The organism is Microbacterium sp. CR_7 (assembly GCF_041954755.1).
Taxonomy (GTDB): Bacteria; Actinomycetota; Actinomycetes; order Actinomycetales; family Microbacteriaceae; genus Microbacterium.
In genome coordinates this window covers 82,354-98,489 of sequence record NZ_JAVAYF010000008.1, presented here as the reverse complement: position 1 = coordinate 98,489, position 16,136 = coordinate 82,354, and the positions used below count along the sequence as shown (strand labels likewise).

The following is a 16,136-nucleotide window of genomic DNA, read 5'->3' as shown; positions in this document are numbered from 1 at the left end:
CTGGTCGTCGAGCGAGCGCAGCGAGCCGAAACGCAGTAAGGATCAATCATGAGCACGCAGAACTTCACCCTCCCGGACGTGGGCGAGGGCCTGACCGAGGCCGAGATCGTCGCGTGGAAGGTCGCCCCGGGTGACACCGTCGCGATCAACGACGTGATCTGCGAGATCGAGACGGCCAAGTCGCTCGTCGAGCTGCCCTCGCCGCACGCGGGGGTCGTCGGTGAGCTGCTGGCGGCCGAGGGCACGACGGTCGAGGTGGGATCGCCGATCATCACCTTCGTGACGGATGCTCGCGACGACGCCGGACCCGGTGTGATCGCAACGGCCGAGGCGCCCGCTCCCGAGGAGGGCGGCGGATCGGTGCTCGTCGGCTACGGCTCCGGCGGTGGCGCGACCTCGCGGCGCAAGCGCCCTGCGGAGCGCCCCGTGCGCTCGTCGGTGGGTGTGATCGCGAAGCCGCCGATCCGCAAGCTCGCCCGCGACCTGGGCGTGGACCTGACGACCGTCACCCCCACCGGCACCGACGGCGAGGTCACCCGCGACGACGTCGTGAAGCACGCCGAGCAGGCGAGCGTCTTCCGCAACATCCAGACCCCCGAGTGGGGCGATGTGCGCGAGGAGACCGTGCCGGCACCGCAGGCGGCCGCGGCCGGGCTCGCCCGCGGGGTGGCGCCGGCCGCGGCATCCGCTCCGGCATCCGACGATCGCACCGAGTCCATCCCGGTCAAGGGCGTGCGCAAGGCGACGTCGTCGGCGATGGTGCAGAGTGCGTACTCCGCCCCGCACGTCACGGTGTGGAAGGACGTCGACGCGACCCGCACCATGGAACTGGTCAAGCGTCTGAAGGCCTCGCCCGACTACGCCGACATCCGTATCTCGCCGCTGCTGATCGTGGCGCGGGCCGTGATCTGGGCGGCTCGCCGCACGCCGATGGTCAACGCCGCCTGGATAGAGACCGAGAGCGGCGCGGAGATCGCGGTGCGCCACTACGTCAACCTGGGCATCGCCGCGGCGACCCCGCGCGGCCTGCTCGTGCCCAACATCAAGGACGCGCAGGACCTCAGCATGAAGGACCTGGCGCGGGCGCTGAACCGGCTCACGGTCACGGCGCGGGAGGGCAAGACCACGCCGGCCGACCAGCAGCACGGCACCATCACGATCACCAACATCGGCGTGTTCGGGATGGATGCCGGGACGCCGATCATCAACCCCGGTGAGGCCGGGATCGTGGCGATGGGGACCATCAGCCAGAAGCCGTGGGTCGTCGACGGCGAAGTCCGCCCGCGCTGGGTCACGACGGTCGCCGGATCGTTCGACCACCGCGTCGTGGACGGCGACGGCATGAGCCGCTTCATCGCGGATGTCGCGTCCGTGCTGGAGGAGCCCGCGCTGCTCGTCGAGTGATGGCAGGATGCCGCGCCGCTACCGCGGCAGCGTCGCCAGCACGGACGTGACCCCGGCATCCGCATCCCAGTGCCGCACGACGCCGGCCCGTCCGTGAACGTCCTCGCCGACACAGGCGAGCGCCGCGGGCAGGTCGGCGACGCGGATCCGACGGGCGAGGGCGGCGTGCGGCATCCATTCGCCGGGTCGGGTGTGCGGCGCGTCGTCGCCGGGACCGGCGGCGGACAGGATCGCCTCCCGCAGTGCCAACAGCTCAGCCGTCGGGACGACGCTGCGCGCCAGAACCCGCCGCTCCCCGCTGCCGAAGAGCAGCGGAGCGCCGAGCGTGATCGGGAAACCCGTCATCGCGGCGAAGACCTCCGTCGCGACCGGCGCGAGACCCGCGCGCGCGACCAGGGTGACGTGCGGGCGGTTGCTCGGCGATGTGTGCGCCGCGAGACTCGACACCCCGAGGGCGGCGAGAGCGTCCCACTCGGCGCGCACCGCGGACTCGGTCTCGGGGTCGAGCAGCAGCTCGATCGCGGAGGGGGAGCGCCGCGGCTCGGAATCGTGCACGGTGCGATTATCCCGTGACGGTGACGATGCCTCTAGCCTCGTCGTATGACCGACTCACCGCTGACCGATTCATCGCCGGCCGGACTCATCGACGGACACAACGACCTGGCCTGGGCGGCGCGCACCCTCGCCGCCTACTCCGTCGAGGGGCTGGACGAGGCCGCGGCGCCCTTCCCGTTCCAGACCGATCTGCCTCGGATGCAGCAGGGCGGCGTGCTCGGACAGTTCTGGTCGGTCTACGCGGAAGACGAGCCGGGCGTGGATGCCGTGCAGTACACCCTGGAGCAGATCGACTTCGTGCATCGCCTTGTGCGACGCTACCCGGACCGACTCGCCCTCGCGCACACGGCGGCCGACGTCGAACGCGCCGCGCGAGAGGGACGGATCGCCAGCCTGCTCGGCGCGGAGGGCGGCCACAGCATCGGCGGATCGCTCGCGACGCTGCGGATGCTCGCGCGGCTCGGTGTGCGGTACATGACCCTCACGCACAACAACAACACGCCCTGGGCCGACTCGGCGACCGACGAACCGCAGCATGACGGGCTGAGCGCCTTCGGCGAGTCGGTGGTCCGCGAGATGAACACCCTCGGCATGCTCGTCGACCTCTCGCACGTGTCGGAGGCGACGATGGACCACGCGCTGCGCGTCACCGACTCGCCCGTCATCTTCAGCCACTCGTCGTGCCGGGCGATCACCGACCATCCGCGGAACGTGCCCGACGGCATCCTGCAGCGGCTGGCGGGCAACGGCGGCGTGATCATGGTCTCGTTCGTGCCCGTCTTCGTGTCGCGCGACTGGGCCGACTGGTTCGCGGCCGGGCAGGAGGGCGACGCCCCGCCGGTGACCATAGACCACGTCGTGGCGCACCTCGACCACGCCCGCGAGGTCGCCGGCATCGACCACGTCGGCATCGGCAGCGACTTCGACGGGTTCGACCAGTTCCCCGAGGGGCTCGGCGACGTCACGGGATTCGCACGGCTGCGCGAGGCCCTCTCGGCGTCCGGGTGGTCGGATGCCGACATCGACAGGGTCTGGTCGGGCAACATCCTGCGGGTGCTGCGCGCGACGGACGAGCGGTTCGCCGCGCCGCTGGCCGGGTAGCGAGCCGGATCGCTACGCCAGCGCGGCGAGCCGACGCTCGGCGAGCAGCGGCACGGCCCGCTCTCGCGCCGCACGCCGCGCGGTCGTGACCGCGCCGATCGAGACGACCTCGGCACCCAGAGTGGAGGCGAGGATCTCGGGCGCGGGCAGGTGCAGTTGCGTCGGGAGCACCTCGCGCGCCGCGGCGAGCACGGGCTCGATGCTCTCGGCGACGGCGCCGCACACGATGACGCGCGCCGGGTCGTACATGCTGCCCAGCACGCCGACGACGCGGGCGAGCGTCTCGCCGACCCGGGCCGTCGCGAGAAGGGCGTCGGCATCGCCGGACGCCGCGGCCATCAGCACGATCCGTGGGTCGACCTGCTCGGCATCCGCGAGGCGGCCGATCGCCGTGTCGTGCCCGATCTCGCCGCTGTCGACGGCGGCGCGCACCTGGTCCTGCAGCGCATAGCGCAGCCCGACGGCCGACCCGACGCCGATGATGTGATCGAACACGACGCCCTCGCCGACGCCGCCGTGCGCGCCGTGCAGCACGTGTCCGTCGACGACGACGCCGCCGCCGAAACGTTCGCTCGCCAGGAGGGCGACGTAATCGCGGCATCCGATCGCCGCCCCCGACGACCCCTCGGCGATCGCGGCGAGCTGGGCGTCGTTCTTGATCTCGACCACGCGAGCCCAGTCGGCCAGAGCGGCGGCGAGGCCGGGGTTCGTGCGCTCCCAGAAGCCGTCGGGGTGCGGCGGAGAGATGCCGTCGCGGTTGACCGGCGCGGCGACCCCGACGCAGATCGCGAGGATGTCGTCGCGCACGGCATCTGCTTCCTCCAGCGCTCGCGTCATCTGGCCGAGGATCGTCTCGCGCCTCGCGCGAGCGGACTGCGTGGAGTCCAGGTCGGTGCGGTGGTGGACGAGGGTGCGGTCGAGCACGTCCGCGACCGTCACGGTGAGGTGAGTGTCCCCGGCGTCGACGCCGATCACCACGCCGAGGTCCTGCGCCAGCACGAAGCGCCGTGCCGGTCGGCCGGAGCGGTAGCTGCCGGCCGCACGGGCATTGGGCAGCTCGCGCAGCACCTGCGCGCTGACGAGGGTGTCGATCGCGTCGATGGCCGTCGAGCGGGTCAGAGAGGTGCCGGCCATGACCTCGGTCGCCGTGAACTCGCCCACCGTCCAGGCGAAGTCGAGCACCGCACTGACGCTCGCGCGTCCGGTGCCCAGTCCGGCACTGGCTTCCGTCACGGGTCTTGACCTTCCTCTCGTCCAGATGAGAGAGTACCGTTCATCGAAGTAAATTCGCTCACTAGATTTAGTCTGCTGATTTACAGGACGAAAGGACGACGGTGTCTGACAGATCCCCACGCCCGGCTCGCATCGCGGCCGGGGTCGCCGCGCTCGCGCTCGTCGGCGCAGCGCTCACCGGATGCTCCTCGGCGGGCGGCGCCGAGACCATCCGCTTCACGTTCAACAAGCGTGAGGCCATCGAGTTCATGACCGAACTCGTCGCGCAGTACAACTCCTCGCAGGACAAGGTGCACGTCGAGGTCGACACGTCGGGAGTCGACGTGATCTCGGCGAGCTTCGTCCGAGGAAATCCGCCCGACATCATGCTCGCTAACTACAACTACGAGGTCGCCCGTTTCGTGCAGCGCTGCGCGCTCACCGACCTCTCCGGTACAGAGGCGGCCGGCCAGATCCGCGACGACCTCGGCCCGCTCATGGACCAGTACGGCTCCTGCGAAGGACGCACCAGCGCCCTGCCGTACTCGGTGATGGCGGCATCCGTCATCTACAACAAGGACATCTTCGAGCAGCAGGGTCTCGAGGTCCCGACCACGTGGGACGAGCTGATTGCCGTGTGCGACCAGCTCAAGGCCGCGGGCATCGACCCGTTCTACGCGACGTTCAAGGACGACTGGACGGTCGCGCAAGGGTGGTACGACTACACCGCGGGCGGCTCGGTCGACGTCATCGACTTCTTCGACGCCATGGCCACCGAGGGCACCGAGGTCGGCCCGGACTCGTCGGTCTCGTTCGAGAAGGACTTCGCCGAGCCGATGGACAAGATGCTCCAGCTCGCGAACGAGTACACCAACGAGGATGCTCCGAGCCGCGGCTACGGAGACGGCAACCTGGCCTTCGCGAAGGGCGAGGCGGCGATGTACCTGCAGGGCCCATGGGCGTTCAGCGAGATCGCGAAGACCTCTCCCGACCTGGCCCTCGGCACGTTCCCGCTGCCGATGACGAACGATCCGTCCGAGCTCGGCGTCCGCGTGAACATGGACCTCGCCGCGATGATCCCCGAGGGTTCGCGCCACCAGGAGGCCGCCCGCGACTTCCTCGAGTACCTGTTCCTGCCCGAGAACATCCAGGCGTACAACGAGTCGCAGCTCGGCTTCACGCCGACGACGGACGCCCCTGCCCCGGACGACCCGCGCATCGAGGGCATGATCGAGTACTACGACAACGGACAGATCTATCAGGGCCCATCGGTGCTGGTGCCGAAGACTCTGCCGCTGAACAACTACGTGCAGGCGATGGTGCTCGGGGCCGCCCCGGAGTCGACCCTGCGCACCATGGACGCGGACTGGGCGCGCATCGCGTTCCGCGCCCCCATCCCGTCGACCGACGAAGCCGCAGGCGAGACAGAGGAGTCCACGCCATGACGAACGCCGCTACGACGCGCTCCGCGTCGAACCTCACGAAACCCAACACCCAGACCACCGACACGACCGCGATCGTCACGGGAGGTGCGCGCGGTCTCCGACGGCACCGCAAGCGCGTCGAGCCGATCTACTACCTGTTCCTGCTGCCGACGCTGGTGATCTTCACGCTGGCGATCACGGTTCCCGGCGTCATGGGCATCTTCTTCAGCTTCACCGACTCGATCGGCATCGGCGAGTGGAGCTTCAACGGCTTCACCAACTACATCGCGATGTTCAGCGACCCGTCGATCCTGCAGAGCTACCTCTTCACGTTCGGCTTCTCGATCGCGACCGTGATCGTCGTCAACGTGATCGCGTTCCTGCTGGCGGTGGGGCTGACCTCTCGCATCCGCTTCAAGACCGGGCTCCGCACGATCTTCGTGATCCCCATGGTGATCTCGGGCATCATCATCGCCTACGTCTTCAACTTCCTGTTCTCGAACTCGATCCCCGCGGCGGGTGCAGCCACCGGCATCCCGTGGTTGGAGACCAGCCTGCTCGCGAACCCCGACCTCGCCTGGGTCGCGATCGTGATCGTGACCGCCTGGCAGGCGACGCCGGGCACGCTGCTCATCTACATCGCCGGTCTGCTGTCGGTACCCGGCGAGGTGTACGAGGCGGCGAGCATCGACGGCGCGAGCAAGACCCAACAGCTGCTGCGGATCACGGTCCCGCTCGTGGCCGGGTACGTGGTGATCAACGTGATCCTCGGGTTCAAGGGCTTCCTCAACGCGTACGACATCATCGTCGGCCTCACGAACGGCGGTCCGGGTACCGCGACCCGCAGCGTCGCGATGACCATCATCGCCGGCTTCAACGGCGGCGACTACGCCTACCAGATGGCCAACGCGACCATCTTCTTCATCGTCGCCGTGCTCATCTCGCTGCTGCAGCTCTCGCTGACTCGCGGAAGGAACGCACTCTGATGTCGACGCAGACACTCACGACCGTCACCGCCGACGGCAAGAAGCCGCGCATCCGCATGGAGCGCGTCAACTGGTCGGGCACCGTCATCCTCATCCTCTGCGCGGTCACCGTGCTGCTGCCGCTGTACGTCACCATCTCGATGGCGTTCAAGACGACCGGGCAGGCCGTCGACGGCAACGCGTTCTCGCTCCCCGCGCCGTTCAGCATCGACGGATTCGTGCAGGCCTGGAACCTCACGAAGTTCCCCGTCGGCGCCGGCATCTCGCTGCTCGTCACCGCGGGCACCGTCGTGGCCACGATCGTCCTCGCGGCGTTCGCCTCGTACGCGATCGTGCGCAACTGGGACCGCAAGCTGTTCCGCTGGTCGTTCTTCTACCTGCTCGCGGCCATGTTCATCCCGTTCCCCGTGGTGGCGCTGCCGCAGATCCAGCTCACCGGGCGCGTCGGCCTCGACAACCCCTTCGGCGTGATCATCCTCGCGACGATGTTCCAGCTGAGCTTCAGCGTGCTGCTCTTCACCGCCTTCCTCCGCTCGATCCCGATCGAGCTCGAGGAGAGCGCCCGCATCGACGGTGCGTCGACGTGGCAGACGTTCTGGCGGCTCATCTTCCCGCTGCTCGCACCGATGAGCGCGACCGTCGGCATCTTCGCCTTCCTCTATGCGTGGAACGACTTCATGATGCCGTCGCTCATCATCTCCGACCCGGCCCTGCAGACCCTGCCGGTGCGGCAGAACCTCTTCCAGAACCAGTTCAGCAACAACTACAACGTCGCCTTCGCGTCGTACCTCATGGCCATGGCCCCGGCGATCCTCGCGTACCTGTTCACGCAGCGCTTCGTGATGGAGGGCGTGACGCAGGGCGCGGTCAAGGGCTGACCATCCGAACCACCGCCACAACAAGAAGGAGCACCACCCTCTCATGACCGATGCGACTCTCACCGAGACCCGCAACGACCACTCCGACGACACGGCGGCCTGGTGGCGTCAGGCGATCGTCTACCAGATCTACCCCCGCAGCTTCGCGGACGCGAACGGCGACGGCCTGGGCGACATCCCCGGCATCGTCTCGCGCGCCGATTACCTCGCCGAGCTCGGGATCGACGCCGTCTGGCTGAGCCCGTTCTACCCATCGGCCCTGGCCGACGGCGGCTACGACGTCGCCGACTACCGTGACGTCGACCCGCGGCTGGGCACGCTCGCGGACTTCGACGAGATGGTCGCGGCGCTGCACGAGCGCGGCATCCGCGTCGTCGTCGACATCGTGCCGAACCATTCGTCGGATCTGCATGAGTGGTTCCAGGAGGCGCTCGCCGCAGGGCGCGGATCGGCCGCGCGCGAGCGGTACATCTTCCGGGAGGGATCGGGTCCGGACGGCTCCGAGCCGCCCACCGACTGGACCGCCGCGTTCGGCGGGTCGGCGTGGGAGCGCGTCGAGGACGGTCAGTGGTACCTGCACAGCTTCGCGCCGGAGCAGCCGGACCTGAACTGGGACCACCCGGAGGTTCGCGAGGACTTCTTGAAGACGCTCCGCTTCTGGTCGGACCGCGGGGTCGACGGCTTCCGCATCGACGTGGCACACATGCTGACCAAGGACCTCAGCGAGCCGCTGCCCAGCACCGCCGAGCTCGACGCGCTGCCGCACGACGGCAACCACCCGCTGCACGACCGCGACGACGTGCACGAGATCTACGCCGAGTGGCGGCGGGTGTTCAACGAGTACGACCCGCCGCGAACCGCCGTGGCCGAGGCGTGGGTGAGCACCCCGGAGCGCCGTGCGCGCTACGCGTCGGCCGAGGGACTCGGGCAGGCGTTCAACTTCGACCTGCTCGTGGCCGACTTCGACGCGGAGCAGTTCCGCACGGTCATCACCGACAACCTCGCCCAGGCGCGCATCACGGGATCGTCGACCACGTGGGTGCTGTCGAACCACGACGTAACTCGGCACGCGACTCGGTACGGCCTGGCTCCGCTCAACGGACGCACCGGCGTCAAGCAGGGCGTGGAGTGGGTGCGGGACGGCGGGCAGGCCGATCAGCTCGACCGCGAGAGAGGTCTGCGCAGGGCGCACGCTGCGACGCTGCTTCTGCTCGGGCTCCCCGGCAGCACGTATCTGTACCAGGGCGAGGAGCTCGGGCTGCAGGAGGTCGCCGAGATCGCACCGGATCAGCGGCAGGACCCGTCGTTCTTCCGCGGCGCCGACTTCGACGGGCTCGGGAGGGACGGATGCCGCGTGCCGCTGCCGTGGACGGCATCCGGTCCGTCGTTCGGCTTCGGTGCCGGCGACGCCCACCTGCCGCAGCCCGAGTGGTTCGCCGAGTACGCGGTCGAGGTGGAGGAGGCGGATCCGTCGTCGACCCTCGCGCTGTACCGTGAGGCGCTGCGGCTCCGTCGCCTGCTGCAGACCGACGAGAGCCTGGAGTGGGTCGAGACCGGGCGTGCCGACGTGCTGCGCTTCGCGCGGCCGAACGGCTGGCAGATCGTGACGAACTTCGGCGCGGAGCCGTTCGACCTGGGCGCGGAGGCCGACGACCTCGTGCTCGGGACGCTCGCCGACGGCGCCGTTCTCGGGGATTCGACGGTCTGGCTCGCACCGCAGGGCCTCATCGCCTGAGTGCGGGCGCGCCCGCTCGCGCCGAGACCCCTCACCCCCGCCGAGACTCACCATCCCGTTCGTCGCGGATGGTGGGTCTCGGCGCGCGAGGTGGGTCTCGAGGAGGGGCGCCAGGCCGGACGCAGGGTCAGTTTGATAATGGTTCTCATTAGCGCGTAGCATGGGAGCATGAAGAAGCCGGTCGTCGCACTCGCCCTCGTATCCGTCGCCGCTCTGACCCTGGCGGGATGCTCATCCGCTCCGGCCGCGGGAGAGGGCGGCGACGACGGCATCACGGTCGTCGCCAGCACCAACGTGTACGGCTCGCTGGCCGAGCAGATCGGCGGCGACCGCATCGAGGTCGACTCGATCATCACCTCGGCCACCCAGGATCCGCATTCGTACGAGGCGAGCGCGCGCGACCGCCTCACGGTGCAGAAGGCCGACCTCGTGATCGAGAACGGCGGCGGATACGACTCCTTCATCGACACGCTGCTGCAGGACGCCGATGGGCCGCACGTCGTCACCGCCGTCGAGTACGCGCACGACTACCCCGGCAACGAGGGGCACGAGAGCGCAGAGGGCGAAGAGCACTCGGATGCCGAGGCGACCGAAGAGGCCCACGAGCACGATCACGCCGAGGGCGAAGAGGGGCACGACCACATCGAGGGCTTCAACGAGCACGTGTGGTTCGACGTGCACACCATGATCCACGTGGTCGAGGCCATCGCCGACGAGCTGACCGAGCTCGACCCCGAGGGCGAGGCCGACTTCACCGCCAACGCCGAGAAGATCGTCGCCGACCTGGAGGGATTCGAGGCCGACCTCGAGACCCTGAAGGCGGATGCCGCCGGCGCGAACGTCGTCATCACCGAGCCGGTCCCCGGATACCTGGCCGAGGCCGCCGGTCTCACCGACGTCACGCCCGAGGGCTTCGCAGAGTCGGTCGAGGAGGGCTCGGACGTCGCCCCGGCCACCCTGCTCGCGACCCTGGACGTCGTCGCCTCGGGCGACGTGCGCGCCGTGCTGACGAACGCCCAGACCGGGGGCGCCGAGACGCAGCGCGTCGAGGATGCCGCGGCCGAGGCCGGCATCCCCGTCGTGGCCTTCACCGAGCTGCTGCCGGAGGGATCGTCGTACGCTGAGTGGATGAGTGACGCGATCCAGAGCCTCGCCGACGCATTGACGTCGTGAGCGGCACCGCCGACACCGAGGCAGGTCCTGCGCCGCGCACCCCCGTCCTGGAGGTGCGCGGCGCCGCCCTGCACCGCGGCGACCGCGAACTGTGGTCGGGTCTCGACCTGACCGTCGAACCGGGCGAGTTCATCGCGGTGCTCGGTCCGTCGGGGTCGGGCAAGACCACGCTGCTGCGCAGCATCCTGGGCCTGCAGCCCCTGTCGACGGGAGAGATCCGGGTCGCGGGGGAGCCCGTGCGCAAGGGCAACCGGCGCATCGGATACGTGCCGCAGCAGCGCTCGCTCGCGCCCGACACGAGCATGCGCGCCCGTGACCTCGTGGCGCTCGGCGTGCAGGGCAGCCGGTTCGGATTCCCCGTGCCGCACCGCGGGGACAGGGCGAAGGTCGACGGGCTGCTCCAGGCCGTCGGCGCCTCGCACTTCGCCGACCGCAGGGTCGGCCTGCTCTCGGGCGGCGAGCAGCAGCGACTGCGGGTGGGGCAGGCTCTCGCCGACGAGCCGTCTCTGCTCCTCTGCGACGAGCCGCTCTCGAACCTCGACCTCGCCAACCAGGTCGCCGTGACCGACATCATCGACCGGCAGCGCCGCGAGCGCGACGCCGCCGTGCTGTTCGTCACGCACGACATCAATCCGATCCTGGGGCGCGTCGACCGCATCCTCTACATCGCCGGCGGGCGCTTCCTGCTCGGCACGCCGGACGAGGTGCTGCAGACCCGTGTGCTCACGGAGCTCTACGGCACACCCGTCTTCGTGCTCCGCGCCGGCGACCGACTCGTCGTCGTCGGAGTGCCGGATGCCGAGCCCCACCACGACCACGATCACGAGGCGCACGCATGACCGCCGCGACCGACATCGTCCAGACCGTGGACTGGAGCGACGTGTTCTCGTTCCAGGACTACGGCGACCTCGTCGCCCTGCTCGCGAACTCGATCGTCGCGGGCGCCGTGCTCGGCATCGTCGGTGGACTGATCGGCGTCTTCGTGATGCAGCGCGACCTGGCTTTCGCGGTGCACGGCGTGAGTGAGCTGTCGTTCGCCGGGGCCGCCGCAGCGCTGCTCTTCGGCGGCAGCGTCGTGGCCGGATCACTGGGCGGAGCGCTCGTCGCTGCCATCCTGATCGGCGTCCTCGGGGCGAAGGCGCGTGACCGCAACTCGATCGTCGGCGTGCTCATGCCGTTCGGTCTCGGCCTCGGCATCCTGTTCCTCTCCCTCTACGACGGGCGCAGCGCGAACCGCTTCAGCCTGCTGACGGGTCAGATCGTCTCCGTCTCGAGCCCCGACCTGGGCTGGCTGCTCGGCATCAGCATCGTCGTGCTGCTGGGCCTGCTGCTCATGTGGCACCCGCTGCGCTTCGACTCGCTCGATCCCGAGTCCGCCGCCGCGCGCGGCGTGCCCACGCGCGCCGTGAGCCTGCTGTTCATGGTGCTGCTCGGGCTCATCGTCGCGGTGAGCGTGCACATCATCGGCGCCCTGCTGGTGATGGCGCTGCTCGTGACACCCGCGGCGGCGGCGATGCGCGTCAGCGCGGGGCCAGTCGCGGTACCTCTGCTCGCCGCGCTGTTCGGGTTCGTGTCGGCGGTCGGCGGCATCCTGCTCGCGCTGGCCGGCACCCTGCCGGTGAGCCCGTACATCACGACGCTGTCGTTCACGATCTACGTCGTGTGCTGGATCGTGCAGCGGGTGCGCGGCGGCGTGCGGCGCGTGCGGGCCTGACCGATTCGAATCGCTTGACTGGCAACGATCCGACCCCGAAACTGCCAGTTGAGCGATTCGAATACCTCCCGCACCCGCTCCCAGCCCCCGACAAGGGCGGCGCGCCTAGAATCGTGGGTATGGCTCAGCGGAACACCTGGCAGCGCGAACGCGTGCGCGAAGCGCTCGCCGACGCGCGCGGATTCGTGAGCGCCCAGAACCTGCACGCGTCGCTGCGCGACGACAACACGGGCATCGGCCTCGCGACCGTGTACCGCGCGCTCGCCGGTCTCGCCGCCTCGGGTGACGCCGACTCGCTGCAGAGCCCCGAGGGCGAGGCGCTGTACCGCGCCTGCACCACGCAGGGCCACCACCACCACCTGATCTGCCGCAACTGCGGACTCACGGTCGAGATCGAGGCCAAGGACGTCGAGCAGTGGGCGCACCGCACCGCCGCTCTGCACGGCTTCACCGACGCCGCGCACGTGGTCGACATCTTCGGCCTCTGCGCCCCCTGCACGAACAAGCGCGCCGCAGAAGAGGCAGCGATCGCGTGACGGCGCAGGCCACGACCCGGACGGCGCACTCGCATCGGCCCGTCAGGCCGCCGCGGTCGCCGTGGGTCGCCGTCGCACTCGGCGCCGCCACCGTCGCGGCGCTGTTCCTCGTCGATGCGTTCCTCCCGAATCTGTACCAGGCGGCGTTACCCAGCCGGGCTCAGGACGGCCTGACCCTCGCGCTCAGCGTCCTGATCGAAGCGCTGCCCTTCGTCATCCTCGGCGTGTTGCTGTCGATCGTGGTGCAGGTGTGGCTGCCGTCCGACGTCATCCACCGCTGGCTTCCAAAGCGCGCGTGGGCGCGCCGCGCCGTGCTGTCGCTGCTCGGCATGCTGATCCCGGTCTGCGAGTGCGGCAACGTGCCCTTCGCCCGCGGGCTCATGATGCGCGGCCTCGCACCGGCCGAGGCGCTGACGTTCCTCATCGCGGCGCCGATCGTGAACCCGATCGTCATCCTCACGACGCACGCCGCGTTCGGCTTCGACGACGGCATCCTGGTCGCCCGTCTCGTCGGCGGCTATCTCATCGCGAACCTCATCGGCTGGATCTACAGCCGTCACCCTTCGCCCGACGCGCTGCTCACGCAGCGGTTCGTCGACACGTGCGAGCGGGTGACGCACGAGCCGGGCACCCCGGTGCGCCGCAGCCTCACGCAGTTCCTCGTCGAGCTGCGCGCGGTCATGCCGGCGCTCGTGATCGGATCCGCACTCGCCGGGGCGGTGCAGGTGCTGATCCCACGAGAGCTGCTGCTCGCGATCGGCTCGAACCCCGTGCTCTCGATCGTCGCGATGATGGCGCTCGCCATGACGGTCGCCATCTGCTCGAACGTCGACGCGTTCTTCGCCCTGTCGTTCGCGTCGACATTCTCGTCGGGTGCGATCGTGGCGTTCCTGCTCGTCGGGCCGCTCGTCGACGTGAAGATGCTGGCGCTCATGCGCACCACCTTCACCACGCGCACCCTGGCCGGCATCGTCGGAGTCGTCGTGCTCGCCGCCTTCGCCATCGGGATCGGGGTGAACGTCTTTGTCTGAGCACTCGATCTCGCGGCGTCGCGCCCTCGCCACCCGCTGGCTCGGCGTGGGGCTCGCGTCCGTCGTCTCCATCGTCACGCTCGGCCTCGGCGTGACCGGACGCCTCACCCTCTACATCAGCCCCGAGTCGGTGTGGTTCGCCTGCGCCGCGGCTGTGGTCACGCTCGCCGCCGCCATCTGGTCGTGCACCCTGCCGCTCGGCGCCGAGGGCGACCACGGACACGATCACGGATCTCACGATCACGGATCGGACAATGCGGATGCCGAGGGCGGGCCGTCCTCCGCTCGGCGGGCCTTCGCGACGGCCGGCACGGTCGCAGGCGGAGTGATCGCGTCGGGCGTCGTGATCGCCGCTCTCGTGCTGCCGCCCGCGTCGCTCTCGGTCGAGCTCGCGATGTCGCGCGCGGGGGAGCAGACCGCGCTCTTCGCCGGCGCCGACGACGTGACGCTCGGTGTCGCCGACACCTCGACGTTCGGCGTGGGCGACTGGGCGAGCGTGTTCGCCTCCGCGACGAACACCGCCGCGTACGACGGCAAGGCGGTGTCGCTCACGGGATTCGTGACCCCGGCGGATGCCGACGGCGTGAACCTCACGCGACTCGTCATCACGCACTGCGTGATCGATGCGCAGACGGCGACGCTGCCCGTCACGATCGACGCCGGCGAGTTCAAGACCGGACAGTGGGTGCAGGTCGAGGGCACCGTGAAGGCGGATGCCGACGGCCGACTGCACGTCGACCCGACCTCGGTGCAGCCCATCGACGAGCCCGGGGACCCGTATGAGTACTGACGAGCCCGTCCCGCGCACACGCGCTGAGATGCGTGCCGCGCGCGAGGCCGCGGCCCGCGAGGCCGCGGCCCGCGAGGCCGCCGCGGCTGCTGTCGGGTCGCCGAGCGAGGACGCCGGAGCCGACCGAGACGAAACGCAACGGGTGCCGCTCGACGCTCCTCCGTCTGAGGAACCGCGTTCCGTCTCGCCTGCGGCTCGCTCGACGACCACCCAGAAGCTCTCACCGCCGCGCGATCGCCGCTTCCTGGTCGCGCTGGGCGCCGTGCTCGGCATCCTCGTCCTGGTCGGAGCGGGTCTCGGTGTCGTGAGCCTCACGCAAGGTCCCCGCATCACCGAGGTCCAGGTGAACCCCGAGCAGGCGATCGAGACGTCGGGCAGCCGAGTCATCCTCACGACGAATCAGTCGCTCGCGGCGATCGACGAGTCGCAGGTCACGGTCGAGCCGTCCGTGCCGTTCACGCTCGACGCGGCGGGGCGGGGTGTCGGCATCCGCTTCACCGTTCCTCTCGACGACGACACCGAGTACACGGTGCGCATCGCCGACGCGACCGGCGCCGGCGGCGGTCCCTCGACGACGCTGTCGACGAGTTTCACGACGCCGTCGTCGAGCATCTTCCTGCTGCGCCGCGATGCCGACGGCGACGACACCATCTTCCGCACCGATCTGACCGGCGAGAACGCCGTGCCGGTCTTCGCGGCCGACAAGATCAACGACTTCCGCGCGACGTCGACCCAGCTCGTGGTCTCGGTCGAGGAGGACGAGGGATCGAAGCTCCTCGTGATGAAGCGCGACGGCTCCGATCAGCGCGAGCTGAAGCTCCCCGGCGACGGCTATGTCAGGGAGATCCAGGTCTCCGATCGCGGCGGTTACGTCGGCTACAGCTACGCCGACCGCGAGCTCAGCGACACCGAGGGCCGCGCGAGCGTGCTGGTCACGCAGTCGCTCAGCGGCGACGACGATCCGGTGGTGACCGAGGTCGGCGGCAAGGAGGCGAACGTCTTCGTCTGGCGGTTCGTGCCCGACAGCTCGGCGGTGCTGTTCATCGACTTCGACGGCGCCCTGTCGCTGATCGACCGGTCGTCGGATGCCGGTGTGCAGTCGCTCGGGCTCGCGACGACGATCCAGGGCATCTCCCGCGGCACCTACACGGCGATCGTCGAGCGGCTCGACGGCACGGTCGTCGAGCTCAACCTCACGGACGGATCCGAGCAGCCCCTCGCCGCCTCGAACCCCGACTACGGTACGGCGACGACGATCACCCCGTACCCGGGTGGCACCCTGCGGCACGTCGTGGCGCGCGACGCGAACGGCATCCCGTCCGGCCAGGCCATCATCACGGTCGACGACGAGGGCACTGCGACGCCACTGGTCGAGGTCGGCCCGACCGACTCCATCCTGCAGGCGTGCGCCTCTCCCAGCGGCCAGTACGCCGCCGTCGTGATCGCCCCCGACCTCACCGACAACCCCTACGATCAGATGCTCCTTCCCCTGCCGGAGAACATGGAGACGCACCTGATCGACCTGCGCACGGGCGACGAGCTCGTCGCGCTCACCGGCTTCGACGCGTCGTGGTGCCAGACGGCGCCGCAGTTCTGA

General features: G+C 69.8%; 15 protein-coding genes. 13 read left to right on the top strand and 2 right to left on the bottom strand.

The genetic code is table 11. The features are described 5' to 3' along the window. Positions 1-48: 48 nt before the first annotated feature. Entirely contained in the window at positions 49-1,404 is a 1,356-nt protein-coding gene (locus RAC81_RS16005) for a dihydrolipoamide acetyltransferase family protein (RefSeq protein ID WP_375083274.1), read from the top strand. A gap of 18 nt (positions 1,405-1,422) precedes the next feature. On the opposite strand, the gene RAC81_RS16000 is transcribed toward RAC81_RS16005, so the two are convergent. Next, positions 1,423-1,959 carry a 2'-5' RNA ligase family protein gene (locus RAC81_RS16000; protein ID WP_375083273.1) on the bottom strand — a complete coding sequence of 179 codons (537 nt, stop codon included), beginning with the start codon at positions 1,957-1,959 and terminating at the stop codon, positions 1,423-1,425. Between the two features lie 45 nt (positions 1,960-2,004). Between RAC81_RS16000 and RAC81_RS15995 the strand changes: the two genes are divergently transcribed. Further along, positions 2,005-3,060 carry a dipeptidase gene (locus tag RAC81_RS15995; protein WP_375083272.1) on the top strand — a complete coding sequence of 352 codons (1,056 nt, stop codon included), beginning with the start codon at positions 2,005-2,007 and terminating at the stop codon, positions 3,058-3,060. A gap of 12 nt (positions 3,061-3,072) precedes the next feature. On the opposite strand, the gene RAC81_RS15990 is transcribed toward RAC81_RS15995, so the two are convergent. Then, on the bottom strand, positions 3,073-4,293 hold the full coding sequence (locus RAC81_RS15990; RefSeq protein ID WP_375083271.1) for an ROK family protein: 1,221 nt from the start codon (positions 4,291-4,293) through the stop codon (positions 3,073-3,075). Between the two features lie 101 nt (positions 4,294-4,394). Between RAC81_RS15990 and RAC81_RS15985 the strand changes: the two genes are divergently transcribed. From RAC81_RS15985 to RAC81_RS15935, 11 genes are all read left to right on the top strand, one after another. Then, a complete protein-coding gene (locus RAC81_RS15985; RefSeq protein ID WP_375083270.1) occupies positions 4,395-5,717 on the top strand; it encodes an ABC transporter substrate-binding protein in 1,323 nt (440 codons plus the stop codon). Further along, a complete protein-coding gene (locus tag RAC81_RS15980) occupies positions 5,714-6,682 on the top strand; it encodes a carbohydrate ABC transporter permease (RefSeq protein ID WP_375083269.1) in 969 nt (322 codons plus the stop codon). The genes RAC81_RS15985 and RAC81_RS15980 overlap by 4 nt, the downstream gene beginning before the upstream one ends. Continuing rightward, positions 6,682-7,560 carry a carbohydrate ABC transporter permease gene (locus RAC81_RS15975; protein WP_375083268.1) on the top strand — a complete coding sequence of 293 codons (879 nt, stop codon included), beginning with the start codon at positions 6,682-6,684 and terminating at the stop codon, positions 7,558-7,560. The genes RAC81_RS15980 and RAC81_RS15975 overlap by 1 nt, the downstream gene beginning before the upstream one ends. Positions 7,561-7,603: 43 nt before the next feature. Then, complete coding sequence (locus RAC81_RS15970) at positions 7,604-9,295, top strand: glycoside hydrolase family 13 protein (RefSeq protein WP_375083267.1); 1,692 nt, start codon at positions 7,604-7,606, stop codon at positions 9,293-9,295. Between the two features lie 168 nt (positions 9,296-9,463). Beyond that, positions 9,464-10,468, top strand: coding sequence for a metal ABC transporter substrate-binding protein (locus RAC81_RS15965; RefSeq protein WP_375083266.1), 1,005 nt, complete (start codon positions 9,464-9,466; stop codon positions 10,466-10,468). Then, positions 10,465-11,307, top strand: coding sequence for a metal ABC transporter ATP-binding protein (locus tag RAC81_RS15960; protein ID WP_375083265.1), 843 nt, complete (start codon positions 10,465-10,467; stop codon positions 11,305-11,307). Before RAC81_RS15965 ends, RAC81_RS15960 begins: the two co-directional genes overlap by 4 nt. Further along, positions 11,304-12,182, top strand: coding sequence for a metal ABC transporter permease (locus RAC81_RS15955; RefSeq protein ID WP_375083264.1), 879 nt, complete (start codon positions 11,304-11,306; stop codon positions 12,180-12,182). Before RAC81_RS15960 ends, RAC81_RS15955 begins: the two co-directional genes overlap by 4 nt. Before the next feature lie 119 nt (positions 12,183-12,301). Then, entirely contained in the window at positions 12,302-12,718 is a 417-nt protein-coding gene (locus tag RAC81_RS15950) for a Fur family transcriptional regulator (RefSeq protein WP_375083263.1), read from the top strand. After that, complete coding sequence (locus RAC81_RS15945; RefSeq protein WP_375083262.1) at positions 12,715-13,749, top strand: permease; 1,035 nt, start codon at positions 12,715-12,717, stop codon at positions 13,747-13,749. The genes RAC81_RS15950 and RAC81_RS15945 overlap by 4 nt, the downstream gene beginning before the upstream one ends. Continuing rightward, positions 13,742-14,539 carry a TIGR03943 family protein gene (locus tag RAC81_RS15940; RefSeq protein ID WP_375083261.1) on the top strand — a complete coding sequence of 266 codons (798 nt, stop codon included), beginning with the start codon at positions 13,742-13,744 and terminating at the stop codon, positions 14,537-14,539. Before RAC81_RS15945 ends, RAC81_RS15940 begins: the two co-directional genes overlap by 8 nt. Next, positions 14,529-16,136, top strand: a complete 1,608-nt coding sequence (locus tag RAC81_RS15935) for a hypothetical protein (protein WP_375083260.1) — start codon at positions 14,529-14,531, stop codon at positions 16,134-16,136. The genes RAC81_RS15940 and RAC81_RS15935 overlap by 11 nt, the downstream gene beginning before the upstream one ends.